The sequence below is a fragment of the Arachidicoccus sp. BS20 genome (assembly GCF_001659705.1).
GTDB lineage: Bacteria > Bacteroidota > Bacteroidia > Chitinophagales > Chitinophagaceae > Arachidicoccus.
In genome coordinates, this window is the sequence record NZ_CP015971.1 from 1606328 (window position 1) to 1625494 (window position 19167).

Consider the following 19167-nt stretch of genomic DNA (forward strand, 5'->3'; position numbering starts at 1 on the left):
TCAAATAATGATGAAACAATTTTCTTTTGCAATAAGATGTTTAGTTACGATGAGTCTTTTATACACAACTATAACATTAGTTAATGCACAAACAACGCAATATTTCCCCACATTCAAGGAAGTAAGCGAAAGCTACAAAAACGCTGCGCTCATGGACAGCATCACGAGAAATAAAGTGTATAATGCAAACGTTACAGCTTTCTGGAACAAAAACAGTAACGGTTTTTGGTACATCAAACAATTGCCCGGAAACAAAAAAGAATACCGCTATATAGATGCACGCTCAGGACAAAATACGCAGGTATTTAATCAACAAAAACTTGCTGCAAAATTAAGCGCAGAAACAGGCAAAGAAATTGCAGCCGACAAGCTGATGCTTGAAAATGTATTGTTGAATAAAGATTCCGGAACGCTGCGTTTCAGCACAAACGGGCAATTTTTTTTGTACAACATTGCTACCGATAATCTTCAAAAAACGGAACGTCCGCATGAAGATTCAGGCAGAAGATTCCGACACAGGAATTTTGCGGAACGTTTTGAATTTATGCCGCGCCCCAGCCGTTACGAGAGCTTTCATACAGACAGTATTTCGCCCGATAAAAAGTGGACGGTTGTCATTCAAAACGGCAACATTTATCTGCAATCTGCCAATGGAACATTGACACAATATTCCAAAGACGGCACAGTTAAAAATCCTTATGGAAACGTTGCGTGGTCGCCCGACAGTAAATATTTTGTAGCATATCATATTCATCCCGTTATAGATTCCAATGTGTATTACATCCTGAGTTCTGTTCCGGGTACAACGCGCGGGCAATTACGCTCGCATCCGTACAAGCAGCCCGGCGACCCGTTTACAACTTATGAAATGCACATCTTTCGGGCAGGAGAACAAAAAGACATTCAGGTAAAAACAGACATTATCGATTTCTTTCCCGCGCCGCGACTTCATTGGGAAACCAACCCAAGATATTTTACTTACGAAAGAGTGGACAGAGGTCATCAGCGATTCCGCATTGTAAGAGTTGACGCGCAAACGGGCGATACATCCAACGTTTACGATGAACGTACAAAAACATTTATATACGAGCAGAGAATCATCACTTATTATTTGCCCAAAACGCATGAAATTATCCACTCTTCGGAGAAAGACGGCTGGCAACATTTGTATTTAATTGATGATAAAACAAGACAAGAAAAACTGATTACCAAAGGCGATTGGGTAGTGCGTGAAGTGGACAGCGTGGACGAAACCAAGCGGCAAATATGGTTCAGGGCAAGCGGCATGAATCCGCAGGAAGACCCTTATTTTATACATTATTACCGCATCAATTTTGACGGCACACATTTAGTAAATCTTACCCCCGAAACAGGTAATCATACCGTACATTTTTCACCCGATAAAAAGTTTCTTATCGACAACTATTCGCAGGTAAATGTCGCGCCCATAACGGTGCTAAAACGCACTTCGGACGGTAAAATAATTACGACTATTGAGAAAGCAGATATAACCGATTTGCTCGCAACAGGCGTGTCTCTGCCTGAGCCGTTTGTAGCAAAAGGCAGAGACGGTGTAACAGATATTTACGGCATCATGTGCAAGCCGTCGCATTTCGACATTCATAAAAAATATCCCGTGATTGAAAACATTTACGCAGGTCCGCAGGATGCTTTTGTGCCAAAAAGTTTTTTGCCATACAGCGAAATGCAAAGCATTGCAGAGCTTGGTTTTATTGTAGTGCAAATTGATGGTATGGGAACAGCAAACCGTTCCAAAGCGTTTCACGATGTTTGTTGGAAAAATATTGCAGATGCAGGGTTTCCCGACCGCATATTGTGGATTAAAGCGCTCGCGGAAAAATATTCTTTTGTCGATACCGCAAGAGTCGGGCTTTACGGCACATCCGCAGGCGGGCAGGATGCGCTCGACGGACTATTGTCTCATCCCGAATTTTATAAAGCAGGTGTTGCGGCTTGCGGTTGCCACGATAACAGAATTGATAAACAATGGTGGAACGAACAATGGATGGGCTATCCTGTAGGACCGGAATATGCGACGCAATCCAATGTAACCAATGCTTACAAACTAAAAGGTAAACTGATGCTGATTGTGGGCGAAGCCGATACCAACGTTCCGCCGGAAAGCACATACAGAGTTGCAGATGCGCTGATTAAAGCAGGCAAAGCATTCGATTTTCTTCCGGTTCCCGGTTCCGACCATACCGACGGCGGACCTTACGGCAGAGCAAGAAAGAAAGATTTCTTTGTAAGAAATTTATTGAATGTAGAACCGCCGGATAGAAATATTAATCAGGATTATCCGCTGCCGCATACAGGTGTAAGATAATAATTGTTTAAAAACTAAATAACGAAACTTCGATATACAGAGAGAACGCAAACAATCTGCATCAAAAATCCCAAAGGGATTCAATTTGAATAACGCCCGATAAAATCGGGGGTACAACGAGAATAAATGCACATTGAACCCCGACGGGGTTCTACAAAATCATTTCATACAATCGCCTGTTTCATCTGCGGCTACTCATATTTAAGCCCTTCGGGCTTATGTCGAACTTTGGTTAAATAATTAGTTTCCCTGTCGGCATGTGTGAATACTAACCGATAATTAAAAAGGCTTCCCGACAGAAGCCTTTTTATATCAATCTTACTCTACTCCGCTTTCATCATAAAACCGCCAATGCGCCTGGTAGTCTTTGCTAAGCGGTTGCTTTGTAAGAATTGCCCGAATCATTTCAATCGGCATTTCGTTGAGATGCATAATGGCATCGTGAAATTGTTTATACGTCATCTTTTTAGTATCGACCAATTCTTTTTTCAATGCATAAAATTGTCTTCCGCCTGTCAAATACGCCACCTGATACAAAGGCGAATAATGTCCTTCAAAAGAACGACGCACTTCGCCATCTGCATTCGCTCTTTCATGTCCTACTTTATCCACCAGAAAATCGATACATTGCTCCGGCGTCCATTTTCCCATGTGATAATTCAGCGAGAAAATAATGCGCGCGCAACGGTGCATGTGCCAGAACAACATACCGACACGGTCTTCCGGGCTTTGCGGAAAATTCATATCGTACAACAAAAGCTCCCAATACAAAGACCAGCCTTCTATCCAGAAAGGCGTATCAAAATCCCTATACGTTCTATAACGGCTGTTCATAAAAAACTCCAGCGTATGCCCGGCAAGTAATTCGTGATGCACAGTCGCTCTTGAAAAATGCGGATTATTGCCGCGCATACTCATCAGCTTATCTTCTTCGCTCATGGTGTTGGTGGGATAAGAAACAGAAATTTCCCTGCCACCGGTAAAGAATGGATTAACAAGCTGTCGTTGCGGCGACATCATAATCATTCCCCAGGTTTCTTTGGCAAGTGGCGGGATGGTTACTAAATTATGCCCCTCTATGAAATTAATAGATTCGTTGTATAATTTTAAAATTAGTGCAGGTTGTTCTCCCGGCGGCACATATGTGTTTTTTACTTTCTCAAGTGCCGCTTTCCAATCGTCGCCGAAACCCATTTCCCTGGATGCTTTTTTCATTTCTCTTTCGCACCAGCCGTATTCTTTGTTGGCAATATCAATCAGTTCTTCCGGCGTGTAAGGAATCATTTCGTAATGCAGCTCTTTTATCAACTCATCGCGACCAACCGGCTGTCCTATGATGCCGCTTTTATCAGGCGGTGTCATGGTTTGCAATTTCTTCCCGAACACATTTGAATATGCCGTAAGCGTACTATCCAAGGCTTTGTACGTTATAGGAACCCACCAGGTAAACATTGGGTCGTAACCGTTGTAGAATTCATAAACGCTACGCACCGCACGCTTAATATTATTCAGATTACTTTGTATGGCATAAATATCGTTCGGCGTAAATTTACCGGTGGATTTTGCCTGCGCTTCAAGTTTGATGATATTCTGTTGAATGTCGTACCAATCTTTTGCTACCTTCTGCGCATCGGGCTGAATACCACGCCTGCGCTGCTTTTCAAGCGCATAAACCGAATCGGCAAATGGCATCCAGCTTTTAATTTTTTGATATGTGCTGTCTTGTATTTTAAGCTGACGAAGATTTTCGTTCATGTTTCTTTTAAAAAGAATATAATCGACTTTACATTCTTGTGTAAGACCGCCAAAATCTACTGCTGCCAGCTTTTGAAGATATTCATTGTATAACTGTTTTAATCTTTCCCTTTTCTCCGGCGAAGCGCCGGGGTCGTTTTCACTTCCGTATTTAAAAAAGTAATCGCCCACAGTTGGCGTATAATAACTGTTGAGCGCCTGAAAATCGGCTTTGTATTCCGTCATTATTTGCGGCATTACCTGACAAGGAACATAATCATCGCTTACCTGGGCATTTGCCGCATTAAATGCAAGCATAGCAAGACATATATGCAAAGCATATAAAAACATCCTTTTCATAATTTGTAGTTTTTATGTTGTGAAAAAATAATGCAGTAATTTTATGCTTACCTGTAACCCCGACTGACAATGTCATTAAGTCAGGGAAAACCCTAAGCGCGCTATGTGTGCGGTGTCTTAGCCGCACATTTTTATTCTGTCGGCTCTTGCCGACACGGTTGCCATGAAGCAACAGAATAATCGTGCGAAGCGAGGACGCTTCACACAGCTTAACTGCTACGCCAATGCCTCAATTTCATCCACTGTCTTCTGCGCAATGGTATGTCCCAAAATATACGGCGCGTCTTCTGTAATCAATATATTATCTTCTATCCGTATGCCGCCGAAGTTTCGGAATTTTTCCAGCTCGGTATAATTGATAAAATCAGATAATTTATTTTGAGATTTCCACAAGTCAATTAGAGTGGGAATAAAATATATTCCCGGTTCTACGGTAAGCGTAAAGCCCCGTTCTAAAGGCTTTGCAAGGCGCAAAGACTTCCAGCCGAACGCCATATTCCTTTTTATATCATCGGAATAACCAACGTATTCTTCGCCAAGATTTTCCATATCATGCACATCCAAACCAATCATGTGCCCAAGCCCGCATTGAAAAAATAAGGTATGCGCGTTATGCACCAATGCTTCCTGCACATCGCCTTTGACAATGCCGAAACCTTTCAAGCCTTCCAACAGCATTTCGCCCGCCAAAGCGTGAACATCTCTGAACGGAACATTCGGTTTACAAGCAGCAATTGTTGCGAGCTGTATTTTCAAAATCAAATTGTACATATCTTTTTGTACAGAAGAAAACATGGAGCTTACAGGTCTTGTGCGCGTAATGTCTCCGGCATAGTGCATCGCCGTTTCTGCACCTGCATCGCAAAGAACCAATTGCCCGTCTTTCATCAACACATTGCGTGGGTTTATGTGCAACGTTTCTCCATTCGTAGTAAGAATTACAGGATAAGCAATACTTCCACCAAGGCTTATTGCAAGTCCTTCAATTTGCCCCGCTATTTCTAATTCACTGATTTCCTGCCTTATCGATGAAAGAAACAATTGATGCATTTTGGTAGAAATATCTACTGCTTTTTCCATTTCCATTATCTCGTCCGGCTGTTTGTAAGAGCGCATGGAAACGATTGATTTTATCAGCTTTTCAGAAACATTCTTTGCAACTTCGGCAGGCGTAATGCCGAGCCAGGTGTGCAGCTTTAAAATATGTTCTCCTCGATACGGCGGAAGAAAATGAACTGTTCTGTTTTTTGCAACTGCATCTTTTAACAAAGATTCAATTTCTTTGTATGGCTTTACTTCTGTGATGCCCGCTTTAGCAGCTTTAACGTGCAAAGCTTCCGTTGGTCCTGTCCAAACAATATCATCAATAGTTGCTTCGTTGCCGAAAAGTATTTCTTTGTCTTCATCAATGTCTATAACAAACGCAAGCGACGGTGCATCAATTCCCGTATAATACAAAAAAGAACTATCCTGTCGAAAGCGGTAAACATTGGCTTCGTAACTCATTCCTACTTCATCATTACCCAGTAAAAGAATGATGCCTTTTTCAACTTTCGACTTTAATGTGGAACGTCTTTGCCTGTATATTTCTGTATTGAACATCTGAATTTATTTTAAATTATTCCTTGCTTTCCTTAACCGAAATATAATACATATATTCAATATCTTTCGGATTAAACAATGCTGTTTGTTTTTCATTTAACGTAGTGTGTTTCCATGTCGTTGCAGGATAAATTTTAATGCCTGTATCTTTGCTGTTCAATGCCAACGGAAGATTAAAGCCTGTAACACAATTCGTCCATCTGTAATACACTTCTTTTTTATCTGTGCTGAAATAATATTCCAATTCGGGAATCTGCGTGGTTCGAAGATATTGGTCAAACACTTTACTGTAATCAAATCCTGCGTGTTTTGAAATGTAATGTTCTATTTGCGCAGAAGTTACCGTTTGATGATAAAATGTTGATGCTAAACCATGCCATATTTTTCTGAACAAAGAATCATCATTAATGCTATGACGAATAGCATGCAACATATTGCTGCCTTTGTAATACATATCGCCGCTGCCTTCTTCATTCACGCCGTAGCGTGCAATAATCGGTCGGTCATTGACAATATTTTTTCTGATGCCGAAATTGTAGGCATTGCCTGCATCTTTTCCCCACATATATTCTACGAATAAGGTTTCGGAATAATTGGTAAAACCTTCATGCACCCACATATCCGCCAAATCTTTTGTGGTAATGCTGTTGCCGAACCATTCATGCCCGCTTTCATGCACAACAATAAAATCCCATTTCGAACCCCAACCCGTTCCCGACAAATCACGACCTCTGTAACCAAAGGCATAATGATTGCCGTAAGCCACCGCACTTTGATGTTCCATGCCTGTATGCTGAACATCTACCAGCTTATAACTGTCTTCATAAAAAGGATAAGGTCCATACCAATATTCCATGCTGTGCAACATATTATGCACTTGTTCGGGCAAATAATTTTTTGCTTTTTGCAGATTATAATCCAGCACCCAGTAATCCAAATCAAGATGACCTTTCAACCCATTGAAATCTTCGTGAAAATTGACATACTTTCCTATGTACGGAATAATGCAATAATTGCTGATTGGATTTACCACCGCCCATTTTGTGGTGGCTGTCCCATCGCTGTTTTCTTTACGGAACTGCAATCTTCCATTGGCAACTGCGACCAAAGTATCGGGCGCAATCATCGTTAAGGAAGCACCTTTGTCCGGCTCATCGCTTTGATGGTCTTTGCAAGGATACCAAACAGATGCACCCAAACCCTGGCAGCAAACTGTCATCCAAGGGCGACCGAGAGAATCTCTGGTAAATGTCCAACCGCCGTCCCAAGGCGGCAACTTTGCTGTTTGAGGATAACCATGAAAAAACACATCAACCTTGTTGATGCTTCCGGCTTTTTGATGCGGCGTTTTTACATGCCACGCATTGCCTTCTTTTGTAAAAGACAATTTTTCTTTTTCATTATAAACGATGCTGTCGATAAGCAACGGTTCTTGCAAATCTATCTGCATGGCAGGTTGCTTTTCACTCATAACTTTATACGTAATAAGGTTATCTCCTGCCGTATATTTTTTATCAAAGTCGGGCTTTATGGTAATATCGTATCGCTGCACGTCCCACCATGCACGCTCAGGCGTAATGCTGCCGCGCAAAGTATCGGCGTGCGTAAAAACACGATGCTCATACGCTTCGCGTTGCTCTTGTAACATACGCGCTCTTCTTGCACGGACGCTGTCGGCATTCGGTTGAGTTGCCTGAGCAAATACAATCATTGGCAAACTTGCTGTTACAACTGCTCCGATGAAAAAATGTAATAATTTCATATCAATTTTATTTTCAGATTTATCTTTTCGCAAAGCGTTCCACATCAAACGCTGCAATATCAACACTCGTCTTTTTCCCTTCCAATAACTCCCAAACCAATAAGCCAGTAGCCGCGCCAAGACTGATGCCCAATTGCGCATGACCTGTTGCAACTACTAAATTTTCGTAAGAAGAAGTTTTACCGATATACGGCATTCCGTCGCCGGAAACGGGACGAAAACCAAACCATATTTTTTCTTTTACTTCATCGAATGACAAATTAATTTGAGGGAAGAAATCATGCACGGCTTTGATGATTCCTGTTACGCGGTTATATCTCGGCGGCGTGTCTGTTGAAGTGATTTCCATTGTTCCGCCAAAACGGATTTTATCGCTTTCCAACGGCGTAAATGCACAGCGCCCTTCCACCAAAATTCCGGGATGCAGTATTTTTAATTCTTGTTTATCAATTGGCAACGTAAACGAATAACCTCGTCCGCCGACTAAAGGAATCGTTAATCCGAGCTTTGATGAAATATTGCCGCTCCACGCGCCTGCCGCCAATACAAAAGCATCCGCTGCATAAGCATCATTATCGGTTAATACCGCGCGTATTCGCTTTTTATCTGTAACTATATCCGTTACTTCTGCATTGGATATTAATTGAACATTGCTCATTTGTCGCAGCGATGCAATCAAATTGTTCATCAGCTTGCCCGGACTTAGATGACTGTCGCATTTATAATTAATGGCGCCGATTGCATTGATGGGCGTATTCGGTTCTAATTGTTTCAATTCCTCCGCATCAATCAACTCCACATCAAGACCAAGTTTTTGCCCGAAAGCCACCACGTGCGCGCATTCTTCCTTGCTTTTTTCAGTCTGAAAAATTTCGAGCATTCCTTTGTGTTCATAAGCAAAATCAAATTCTTTTTGCCAAATGTTTTCATATTCATGCAAACTCAGCAAGCCAATATCGCGCAACGGAACGCCATGCTTTTCTACATTTTTTTCCTTAGCGCTTTTGATAAATGACAAGCCCCAGTTCATCAGAGATTTATTTAATCTCGGTTGAATATAAAACGGGCTTGTGGAATTGAACATCCATTTGACACCTTGCTTTACAATACCCGGCGTTGCTAATTGTATGTAATGACTTGGACAAACAAAGCCCGCATTTCCGTAAGAACAATTATCGGTAAAGTCATTCTTATCCAACACAGTTACATCCCAACCTGCTTTTGCCAGATAACGCGCAGAAGATAATCCGGATATACCGCCGCCTATGATAACTACTTTAGACATTTTGAAATCAATAAAAATTTGTAACCCGTTTCAACCACATAGAAACATAGAAAATTGATTATAGAAATAAGAATTTGAATATTCAGTATTCAACCTTAATAAGTGTATCATAGTATTTTTATTCGTATATTTTGTATTTGCAGCTTCGCTGCGATTCTTTTTGTCGAATAGAACTGCGTTTCATCTTCGATGAAAATCTATGTTTTGCTAATGTCTTCGTTCTGCTCATCTATATAAAAACTATGTTACTATATGGTTCGTTATTATTATTTTTTTTGAGTAATTTAATGAATGATTCTTGCACCGAAAACCCTTCCTGCCGTTGAATTATATTTTGCATCAATCGTAATGCTGATGCTTGTTTTTCCTGTTATAAGATTTTGTGGAATTGAATAAGTTTTATCGTAAAACGCATCCGCTTTCTCATCCTTTAAATTTTCTGTTGCGAGCAAAACGCCATTGACCAATATGTCGAAATGATGATTTTTATCTGCACCGATATAAGTAATTACCAAACTGTCGGCAGCATTTCCATCCACTTTCATATCAAAAGAAAATTTCCCGCCGGCACGCACTTCTCTTCCATGTTTGCCGAATGCTTCGCTCACATAACTGTTTCCAGAAACGGTTAAATGATGGTCGCGTTCGGGCTGCATTTCCCCGATGCGAAAAACATCGACAGAATGCGCTTCCAGATACTTTTCTTTTTCGAGTTGCGCTTTATAAGCAGCTTGTTTATTTGTCCAATCTTTATTTGTAAAATAATCCCAATAAACATTGTAATAATTTTTATAGGAAGCATAAAAAGGTTGCAGATTCACATCGAAAGGCTTGCTTGCACCGGCAGTTTTAAAGAGTAAATTTTTTGTATCAACAGGCTTAATCCAGTCTGCAGGCTGTTTATCATCCGTCAGCAAAACAGGAATTCCCATGACAGGGTCAGGCATTGTATCGCCGAGGTTTCCCGACAATAAAACAGGTCCGTAAAATATGGCAATGCGGTTCGGATTATCGGGCATTGCTTCGGTATATAATGTTCTTTGCAAATGGTACGTGATTTTATCGCCCGGCTTCCAGGTTCTGTCAATTTCCACAAAACCGTCTTTATCCAAAACCGTTGGAACTGATTTTCCGTTTATATCAATGGCGTAATCGTTTGACCATTTCGGCTTGCGCAGTTTGAGTATAAAATGTTGTTTCTTTTTGGCATTGATGGAAATTGAAATATCATTTCCTGAAAGAATGGACGAAGCAACTGTAACCTGTGTTTGCCGCTCGCGCCAAGTGAGCGTTGCAGGAATAAACATATTTACATACAAACTATTGCCGTCGCTTCCCTCATAAAAAATGCTTTCACCGTACTTGCTGTGATTTTCCATGCCTGTGCCTACGCAGCAGGTAAATGTATTAAACTCATCGCTGAATTGCTTTTCTCCGCCCGACCTTAACGGAACGAAATAACAGAACATTCCCGTTTCTGGATTTTCCGTAGCAAGAATGTGGTTGATTAAAGTTCTTTCGTAAAAATCGCCCAATTCTGAAGTTGGATGCAAAGCAAATAATTGCCTCGTGAGTTTCAGCATATTGTAAGACGGACAAGTTTCTGTGTTGTCGTCGCTAAGACGGTCGGACAATTTATCTTCATCGCCGAAATATTCGTAATTGCCTTCGCCGCCGTTGGCATAAATATGATGCTCTACAATCGTTCGCCACATGAAACCCGCAATAGCGCTGTCTTTTGGGGTGCCGCTCCAAATGTATTGTGTTGCAGCGCCGATACCTTTTGGGATATTGGTATTTGCGTGTTTGTTTTGCAAAGCATCGATATGATTTGATAATGGCTGCATTACAAAATCATCGTAAAACTTATTGGAAATGTCTAAATATTTTTTGTTGCCTGTGATGGCATAAACATAAGCCAATACATCGTTCATGCCGCCGTATTCGCAACGCAGCATTTTTTGTAATTGTTCTTCATTGAGATTTTTCAAAATATTTCCTGTCCAGTCTGCCATGCCTGTTACAACTTTCAACGCTTGCCGATTGCCGCAATACAAGTAAGCATCCACCAATCCTGCCATTACTTTATGCACCGTGTACCAGGGCGACCAACCGCCGTTCAAATCAAAACCGCCCGTGTGAATATCGCCAATGGAAACTTTATAGAAAATGCTGTCTTCATTTGGAATTGCGCCCACATAACCGGTTTTTCTTGCAGCCTGACACTTTGCTAATTCTCCGACAATATATTCAACGCGATTCTTAAAAACTGTATCGCCTGTTGAAGCATACATCATGCTTGTTGCGGAAAGATAATGCCCAAGCGTATGTCCCGAAAGGCCTTCGCTTTCCCAGCCGCCGTATTCTTTTCCTTTGGTTGGCAAATGCGCATTTTTATAAAATCTGCTTAATAAACGGTTTGGGTCTAACTCCAACAAATACGCCGAATCTTTTTCCTGCGCGTTAAAGAACGGTGTTCCCGGCAAAAGACGGACGTCCGATAAATTAAAGCCGTACACATCAATCGGAACAACAGGCTTTACTTTGAATCTGTTTTCATTTTTTACAGGAATGTACGATTGCGCACATACTTGTAAAGAACAAAACGCCGCAAATAGAAATATTATTGAAAGATTTTTTTTCATCTGTTTACCTTTATTATTTTTTAATTGCCAGATGGAATGAGCCAAGATAATCTTTGCTCTCAGGCATATGTCTTATGGCTCATTTCATAATTAATTTGAATTTTCTGCATTCGCTAAAGACCGTTTTCCTTTTTTCTCTGCGAGGTAATACACAGGCAAACCGAGCAACACGATAATCAATCCAAACCATGTATATCTCGGTTTTGTAAACAACAATGCAATACAAATAACCGATGCAACTACAATATAAATTGCAGGCAATACAGGATAACCAAATGCTTTGTATGGTCTTGGCAAATCCGGTTTATTTTTTCTTAAACGAAAAACACCAATAATGGTTAAGACATAAAAAATAAGCACTACAAAAATTACATAATCCAGCAAATCGCCATAGTGCCCGCTCAGGCATAAAACACAAGCCCAAATACATTGAATCCACAAGCCGAAAGACGGAACACCCGCACGATTCAAATGACCTGCCCGTTGAAAAAACAAGCCGTCTTTTGCCATAGAATAATATACTCGTGCACCCGTCAAAACCAATCCGTTCACACAACCGAAAGTCGAAATCATGATTAGCGCAGCCATGATGATTGTGCCGCTGTTTCCCCAAATTTTATCCATCGCAGCAACAGCTATTCTATCGTTCGGTGCAAAAGCAATATCATGCAAAGGCAACACAGCGAGATAAACAAGGTTGACAGCAACATACAAAACCGTTACAATCAAAGTTCCTAACAGCAAACTCAAGCCGATATTGCGTTCCGGCTTTTTTACTTCGCCTGCAATAAAAGCAATACTATGCCACGCATCGGAACTGAAAAGACTGCCGACCATTGCCGCAGCAAACGCGCCAATAAATGCCATGCTTGTATAACTTGAAAAGCCGTTACTGCTTAACTTTTGAAAATTAAAAGCATCGTGCCAATTGCTTATCCAGACAGTTTTATTTGCGCCCAGCCATATTCCTAAGACAATCAATCCTATCAAAGAAAGCAACTTTGCCAAAGTAAATATCGTCTGTATTGTTTTTCCGTATTTAATACCCAAACTGTTGATTGCAGTCAATAGAATAACTATGACTATTGCTAATAATTGTCCTGCGGAAACATTGAAATTGCCGAAATGCAGCACCATATTTTCCTCTTTAAAAACAGGAAGCAAATACGCCGTAAACTTGGAAAATGCCACAGCCACAGCAGCAATCGTTCCTGTTTGAATAACCATAAAAAAACTCCAGCCGTATAAGAAACCGATGCGCCTGTTGTACGCTTCGCGCAAGTACATATATTGTCCGCCTGCGGTTGGAAACATGCCGCTCAATTCGCCGTAACTCAAAGCACCGATAATGGTAATAATGCCCGTAACAATCCACAACAAAATGAGCCAGCCCGACGAACCGACATTCCGAATCATATCGGCGCTCACGATAAAAATACCTGAACCAATCATGGCTCCGGCAACGACCATAACAGCGTCTAATAAAGACACGGAACGTTTAAAAGATGCAGACATTTTATATATTGAATTTGAAAAATTACAGCACCGAAAATCCCAAAGCAAACGGGTCGTCTTCCGTATCAATCGTTATCGTATTGTAACCGTAAATGCGCGCCCAGCCTTCAACGCCGGGACGCACGGCAGGCTTGCCGCCAACCGTTGTTTCTTCTTCGATTGTACCGATAAACTTTGAACCGATAATGCTTTCGTGAATAAATTGTTCGCCTTTTTTCAATAAACCTTTTGCATACCATTGTGCAATTCTCGCCGAAGTTCCCGTGCCGCAAGGGCTGCGGTCAATTGCTTTTTCGCCATAGAAAACTGCATTTCGCGCAGTAGAAGTTTTGTCCAAAACGGCGCCCGTCCACATAATGTGATGCACGCCGTTAATCGTACTATCTTCTGGATGAGCAAACTCGTATTTTTCGTTAATTAATTTACGCAATTCTCTTGCCCAGGAAATTAATTTCTCTACAGGATAATATTCCAATCCTTTGAAGTTTTTTTGTACATCAATGATGGCATAAAAATTTCCGCCGTAAGAAACATCAAACACTAATTCGCCGAGTTCAGGACAATTAACCGTCAATTCCGTTTTGTCCAAATAAGCGGGAACGTTTACCAGCTTTACGCTTTTTACTTTTCCGTTTTCTTCTTTATAAGTTATCTCAACCAAACCTGCAGGGGCTTCCATTTTTACAATGCCTTTTTGCTTTGGCACAATCAATCCTTCTTCAATACCAATTGTAATTGTACCGATAGTTCCATGCCCGCACATGGGAAGACAACCACTCGTTTCAATGAACAAAACGCCTACGTCATTTGCTTTATCGGCGGGTGGATACAAAATGCTCCCGCTCATCATATCGTGTCCGCGTGGTTCAAACATCAAACCCTGACGAATCCAATCGTAATGTTGCAAAAAATGCTGGCGTTTTTCGCTCATATCTTTTCCTTCCAACACAGGTCCGCCGCCTGCAACAAGCCTTACAGGATTTCCGCAGGTATGCGCATCTATACAAAAAAAAGTTTTCTTCATTCTTAGCTCTTATTTTTTCCATTCATTATCCACCAAACGCCAAATGTTTAAAGGATTTTCATCTTTCAGTTCGTCGGGCAAAAACTGTTGCGGAAAATTTTGATAAGCAACAGGCCGCACCCAACGCTTAATGGCAGTTGTTCCTACGGAAGTATAACGCGCATCCGACGTTGAAGGAAAGCCGCCGCCGTGAACCATGCTGCTGCAAACTTCTACGCCTGTCGGCACTTCGTTTACGATAATTCTGCCCGCAACGGATTGCTGCAATTGCAAAATATCTTTATGCTGCGCCATATCATTTTCCGTTGCCATTAAAGTGGTTGTCAATTGTCCTTCGACAGATTTTAAAACGGCTTTCAATTCATCTTTATTCTGACAAATAACCAACAAAGAATAAGGCCCGAAAATTTCTTCTTTCAATATTTCATTTTCAAGAAAAATAGTTGCTCCAACCTTTGCAATTAAAGGCGTTGCAGCATCTTCTTTGCCGTCATTTGCTTGGGCAATTACTTCAACAACAGGTTGAATTTTTTGAATAGCATTGATATAATTTTCATAAATACCGTGATGCAGCATCGCCTGAGGAATTGAAGTTGGAATAATATTTTTTAGTTCCTCAATAAATTCATTCAAACCGTTTCCTTCAATCGCAATCAACAAACCCGGATTGGTACAAAACTGTCCGGCGCCGAGCGTAACAGAAGTCGCCAATTTCTTCGCAGTTTCCTGCGGAAATTTTTCCAGATATTCGGGATATAAAACAACAGGATTAACGCTGCTCATTTCCGCAAAAACAGGAATAGGCTTTGGTCTTTCTTTGGCATAATTAATTAACGCATTTCCGCCCGAAAAAGAACCCGTAAATCCTATGCCGGTTGTAATTGGATGCTGCACCAACGCTTTTGCCAACGCAAAAGAACCTTCCACGTGCTGTACAGTAAATTCGGGCATTTGCGAAATTTCAACTGCTTTTTTTATCGCTTCAAAAATTGCCTCAGAGGTTTTGATATGCGCGGGATGCGCTTTAATCACAACTGTAGCACCCGCAGCCAAAGCGCTTGCCGTATCGCCGCCTGCAGTTGAAAATGCAAATGGAAAATTGCTTGCGCCGAACACAATTACAGGTCCGACAGATTGCAACATTTTGCGAATATCGGGCTTTGGCAAAGGCTTGCGTTCCGCATTGCCTGTATCGATAGATGCTTCTACCCAACTGCCTTCTTCCAACAGCTGAGCGAACATATTTAACTGATTTATAGTTCTTGTTAATTCGCCTTGCAATCTTGCTTCGGGCAGATGACTTTCCTGCATTGCAAGTGGAACAAGTTCTGCTCTGCGCTGTTCTATCTGTGCACCTATTTCTTTTAAAAAACCGGCTCTTTTTCTTTTGTCTGTTTGACTGTATATTTCAAATGCGGATAATGCTTTTTTCATTATTTCATCTGCCGATAATATTTCCTTTTCTTCATCCATAATTAATAAATTTTAATCAAAGAAGGGACGGTTTTTCAACGCATCTTCAATAACTTTTACGGCATCTTCACGCTTCTTTCCCGAAAGCGGAAGCCGCGGCAAACGCACATATTCGCTGCCAATTCCTGTGTAAACTTCCGTCAATTTAATATACTGAACCAACTGCGGATTAATATCAAACTCCAGCAACGGCATAAACCAACGATACACTTCCAGGGCTTCTTTGTATTTTTCTTCTTTGATAAATTTATAGATGGCAACAGTTTCTTTCGGAAACGCGCAAACCAAGCCTGCAACCAAGCCGTCCGCACCGGCAGCAAGCTCTTCAAATGTAAGCGTATCCACACCGCATAATATTTTAAAACGGTCTCCGAATTTATTTTTCATGCGCGTAACATTGGTTACGTCTCTGGTAGATTCTTTTACTGCCTGAATATTGGGAACATCGGCAAGCTGCTCAAACATTTCCAATGTAATTTCGGTTTTATAATCAACCGGATTATTATACAGAATTATCGGCAGAGAAGTAGCAGATGCTACATCTTTAAAATATTTTACGGTTTCTTCATCAGTACTTTTGTAGCGCATGGGCGGCAATAGCATCAATCCGTCTGCACCCCATTTTTCTGCCGATTGTGCCAAAGCAATGGCTTCCTTTGTAGCGCCTTCGGCAATATTAACGATTACAGGTAATTTGTCGTTCATGTACGACACTGCAAATTTTACCAACGTTTCTTTTTCCGCAATCGAAAGCGTACTGGCTTCGCCAAGCGAACCACCAATGATAATGCCGCTCACGCCTGCATCTGTTTGGGCATTCAGATTTTTTTCAAATAATTTTAAATCGAGTTCATCATCCTTGGTAAACTTAGTAGTAAGGGCGGGAATAACCCCGTTCCAATTTAATGACATATACTTTTTTATTTATTGTAAACAAATTTTCGTAAAAGTAGCAAGGGAATCTTCCCGGATATTTGCGTTTTTTATCTGTTGATGCCCATAAATTAACCAAGTAGTTTTTTTATAAAAAACTACTCAATTGACGATAAATTAAAATATGAATAAAATATATTTTTTATCTCAATTTTAAATTTATCCACCTCATTACGGCGCATATTTTTAAATTTCACATATTAAACATCGGACACTTCCAGTATTTTAACCAAGTTTGTTCGGAAATTAGCATTTTGCTGATAAATTATGAATAATAAGAAAAAGTTAATTAATTTGGCTATGAAAATAATATTTATTGAACAAACGCGCCGGTATTTATTATGAAAGTTCTCCAATTCACAATCCCTGTTCAGCAGGATAAAACTATTGTTGCAAGAGAAGATATATTGCCTTATTTCTATCCGTACCTTCATAAGCATAAAGAAATGCAGATTACCTGGGTACAACAGGGCGATGGAACGTTGGTCGCCAACAACAATATGCATCTTTTTCAAAACAATGATGTATTCGTTATAGGCGCAGACCTGCCACACGTATTCAAAAGCACGTCTTCTTATTTTATCAAAGAGAGTAATAAGCATATCCGTTCTCTTGATATATTTTTCGACCCGGATGTTATTTGCGATTCGTTGCTGAATATACCGGAACTCCGAAATCTCCGCACTTTTTTGAAAAATGCGCAAAACGGCTTTAGGGTTCCAAAAGAGATGGCGCATAAAGTGTCTGCCAAGATGCTTCATATAAAGGAGTTGGACAATGGTCTTGTGCGCACGCTGCAATTTATAGAACTACTGCAAATACTGGCATCTGTTGATTCGCCGGAAAAATTATCGGCAGATATTTCATCTTCATTTAATAATGAAAACGACGGTATCCGCATCAGTCATATCTATAATTATATTATGCGCAATTATGAAAGAGACATTACGCTTGAAGAAGTGGCACGGCAGGCATATATGACACCGCAAGCTTTTTGCCGCTATTTCAAGAAACACACGAGACATACTTTTGTCTCTTTCCTGAACGAAATACGTATTAATGAAGCACGCAAGCAATTGTCAACAGGAAATTACGAAAGCATTTCGGGAGTTGCATATAATTGTGGATTTAACAGTATCTCCAATTTTAATCGCGTTTTTAAATCGATAACACAACAAGCACCTACCGATTATGTGGAAACTTTGAAAAATGGTGTTGAACAAGAAAACTTTGAATACGGTGGCTCACTTACCAATTATGCCCTTTATTAAAGACACGTGTAAAAAGAACCTGCCGCAAATCATCGTTAATGATAAATTAATCCCGATTAATCTTCATAGACGGAAGACAATGTCATAACCGGAACCGGCGGATGAAGAATAAACGAATTGCTTTCGCTCTTGTGAAACCATCCGTGTTTTTTGGGATGAATAATCAATAAATCGGGATGATTATTTGTTACATATTCTTCTATCCCGCTTTCAACCTTATCGTTATTGATAAAATGAAATTCGGGTTGAAAACATCCAAGCTGCTGCTCAGCAGTAACTGAGCCTGCAAGACTGTCTGCCCCCGATTTTTTCTCATTACTTATGTAAACAACGTCCAATTTCGGGGAGAAACTTTTCAACCAACTTCTTAAATGTTCCCATGAAATATCGCCAGGATTTTCGAGATCAATTGCCAAGGCAACTTTTCTGAAACCATTGAATGTTACAGGATTCACAGGAATAATCACAACAGGAAACGGATTATACTTTGCGATAGCAATAGCATGACTTCCAAAAACAAAACGCTCCAACGAACCGGTCATATGCGCAGCAATAAAAACAGCAAAAGGCTTTACTTTTTCACACAATAATTCAAGCTCGGAATTAACGATACCTACTTTAAAGCAAGTATCAACAGGAATTTTCCCTGACGTATTTTTCGTTATTTCAAGCTCTAATGCAGACAATAATTCCTTGCTTGTATCTATTTCCATATCATATACTTCTTGCGATAGCGGATATTCCGACCAAACCGGCTCAACAGTAATATTATGGAAAATAATCAACTTTGCTTTCAGTTGCAATGCCACATTTGCAGCATATTCGACAGCTTTATTTGCCTCATTGGAAAAATCAGTCGAAGCGATTATCGTTTTCATTTTTGGTAAATTTGTTTATGCAAAAATATCTTTGACAGCACCAAAAATCAATGACAAGAAAACATAAAAAAGATGATTAAAATCAAGAATACGAAAGATTAGCCACAGTAACGAGTTTCTACATTGCTCAATATTTGTCGGATGCTTTACTTTCTTTAACGAAGTTTCGAGATAAATAAAAATATTTTTCTTCGTTTATTGTTGCCCCAAGATTTGTTTGGTAAATTTCTTTAAAAACAAAAAGCAGCTATGAGGTCAATTCATAACTGCTTGGTTTTCAGCTCTCCCTGTTGGACTTGAGCCAACGACCCTCTGATTAACAGAAAGATTTATATAAT

General features: G+C 40.4%; 12 protein-coding genes. 2 read left to right on the top strand and 10 right to left on the bottom strand.

From position 1 onward, the window contains the following. Nucleotides 1-7: 7 nt before the first annotated feature. Nucleotides 8-2347 carry a S9 family peptidase gene (locus A9P82_RS07185; protein WP_066206017.1) on the top strand — a complete coding sequence of 780 codons (2340 nt, stop codon included), beginning with the start codon at nucleotides 8-10 and terminating at the stop codon, nucleotides 2345-2347. 318 nt (nucleotides 2348-2665) lie between these two features. On the opposite strand, the gene A9P82_RS07190 is transcribed toward A9P82_RS07185, so the two are convergent. From A9P82_RS07190 to A9P82_RS07230, 9 genes are all read right to left on the bottom strand, one after another. Then, nucleotides 2666-4441, bottom strand: a complete 1776-nt coding sequence (locus tag A9P82_RS07190; protein WP_066206020.1) for a DUF885 family protein — start codon at nucleotides 4439-4441, stop codon at nucleotides 2666-2668. A 216-nt stretch (nucleotides 4442-4657) separates the two neighbouring features. Beyond that, nucleotides 4658-6043 (bottom strand): aminopeptidase P family protein, encoded by a 1386-nt coding sequence (locus A9P82_RS07195; RefSeq protein ID WP_066206023.1) that lies wholly within the window; start codon nucleotides 6041-6043, stop codon nucleotides 4658-4660. A 16-nt stretch (nucleotides 6044-6059) separates the two neighbouring features. Further along, nucleotides 6060-7805, bottom strand: a complete 1746-nt coding sequence (locus A9P82_RS07200; RefSeq protein ID WP_197492267.1) for a M1 family metallopeptidase — start codon at nucleotides 7803-7805, stop codon at nucleotides 6060-6062. 19 nt (nucleotides 7806-7824) lie between these two features. Beyond that, nucleotides 7825-9090, bottom strand: coding sequence for an NAD(P)/FAD-dependent oxidoreductase (locus tag A9P82_RS07205; RefSeq protein ID WP_066206026.1), 1266 nt, complete (start codon nucleotides 9088-9090; stop codon nucleotides 7825-7827). Between the two features lie 284 nt (nucleotides 9091-9374). Further along, complete coding sequence (locus tag A9P82_RS07210; RefSeq protein WP_066206029.1) at nucleotides 9375-11735, bottom strand: glycoside hydrolase family 127 protein; 2361 nt, start codon at nucleotides 11733-11735, stop codon at nucleotides 9375-9377. 90 nt (nucleotides 11736-11825) lie between these two features. After that, nucleotides 11826-13250, bottom strand: a complete 1425-nt coding sequence (locus A9P82_RS07215; RefSeq protein ID WP_066206032.1) for an APC family permease — start codon at nucleotides 13248-13250, stop codon at nucleotides 11826-11828. A 22-nt stretch (nucleotides 13251-13272) separates the two neighbouring features. Beyond that, nucleotides 13273-14274, bottom strand: coding sequence for a 4-hydroxyproline epimerase (locus A9P82_RS07220; RefSeq protein WP_066206035.1), 1002 nt, complete (start codon nucleotides 14272-14274; stop codon nucleotides 13273-13275). Nucleotides 14275-14283: 9 nt separating this feature from the next. After that, the gene (locus A9P82_RS07225; protein ID WP_066206038.1) at nucleotides 14284-15747 is read right to left on the bottom strand and encodes an aldehyde dehydrogenase (NADP(+)); all 1464 of its coding nucleotides are present in this window, start codon (nucleotides 15745-15747) and stop codon (nucleotides 14284-14286) included. A gap of 12 nt (nucleotides 15748-15759) precedes the next feature. Continuing rightward, complete coding sequence (locus A9P82_RS07230; RefSeq protein ID WP_066206041.1) at nucleotides 15760-16659, bottom strand: dihydrodipicolinate synthase family protein; 900 nt, start codon at nucleotides 16657-16659, stop codon at nucleotides 15760-15762. Nucleotides 16660-17021: 362 nt separating this feature from the next. On the opposite strand from A9P82_RS07230, the gene A9P82_RS07235 reads away from it, so the two are divergent. Beyond that, nucleotides 17022-17951: an AraC family transcriptional regulator gene (locus A9P82_RS07235; protein ID WP_066206045.1), complete on the top strand. Its 930-nt coding sequence runs from the start codon at nucleotides 17022-17024 to the stop codon at nucleotides 17949-17951. Between the two features lie 56 nt (nucleotides 17952-18007). On the opposite strand, the gene A9P82_RS07240 is transcribed toward A9P82_RS07235, so the two are convergent. Beyond that, a complete protein-coding gene (locus A9P82_RS07240; RefSeq protein WP_066206050.1) occupies nucleotides 18008-18829 on the bottom strand; it encodes a universal stress protein in 822 nt (273 codons plus the stop codon). Nucleotides 18830-19167 lie beyond the last annotated feature (338 nt).

What these genes read in the sequence shown, in the direction of transcription:
- A9P82_RS07220 (WP_066206035.1), bottom strand. Translation starts at nt 14,274, where the DNA reads ATGAAGAAAACTTTTTTTTGTATAGATGCGCATACCTGCGGAAATCCT.
- A9P82_RS07195 (WP_066206023.1), bottom strand. Translation starts at nt 6,043, where the DNA reads ATGTTCAATACAGAAATATACAGGCAAAGACGTTCCACATTAAAGTCG.
- A9P82_RS07215 (WP_066206032.1), bottom strand. Translation starts at nt 13,250, where the DNA reads ATGTCTGCATCTTTTAAACGTTCCGTGTCTTTATTAGACGCTGTTATG.
- A9P82_RS07200 (WP_197492267.1), bottom strand. Translation starts at nt 7,805, where the DNA reads ATGAAATTATTACATTTTTTCATCGGAGCAGTTGTAACAGCAAGTTTG.
- A9P82_RS07240 (WP_066206050.1), bottom strand. Translation starts at nt 18,829, where the DNA reads ATGAAAACGATAATCGCTTCGACTGATTTTTCCAATGAGGCAAATAAA.
- A9P82_RS07225 (WP_066206038.1), bottom strand. Translation starts at nt 15,747, where the DNA reads ATGGATGAAGAAAAGGAAATATTATCGGCAGATGAAATAATGAAAAAA.
- A9P82_RS07190 (WP_066206020.1), bottom strand. Translation starts at nt 4,441, where the DNA reads ATGAAAAGGATGTTTTTATATGCTTTGCATATATGTCTTGCTATGCTT.
- A9P82_RS07185 (WP_066206017.1), top strand. Translation starts at nt 8, where the DNA reads ATGATGAAACAATTTTCTTTTGCAATAAGATGTTTAGTTACGATGAGT.
- A9P82_RS07230 (WP_066206041.1), bottom strand. Translation starts at nt 16,659, where the DNA reads ATGTCATTAAATTGGAACGGGGTTATTCCCGCCCTTACTACTAAGTTT.
- A9P82_RS07210 (WP_066206029.1), bottom strand. Translation starts at nt 11,735, where the DNA reads ATGAAAAAAAATCTTTCAATAATATTTCTATTTGCGGCGTTTTGTTCT.
- A9P82_RS07205 (WP_066206026.1), bottom strand. Translation starts at nt 9,090, where the DNA reads ATGTCTAAAGTAGTTATCATAGGCGGCGGTATATCCGGATTATCTTCT.
- A9P82_RS07235 (WP_066206045.1), top strand. Translation starts at nt 17,022, where the DNA reads ATGAAAGTTCTCCAATTCACAATCCCTGTTCAGCAGGATAAAACTATT.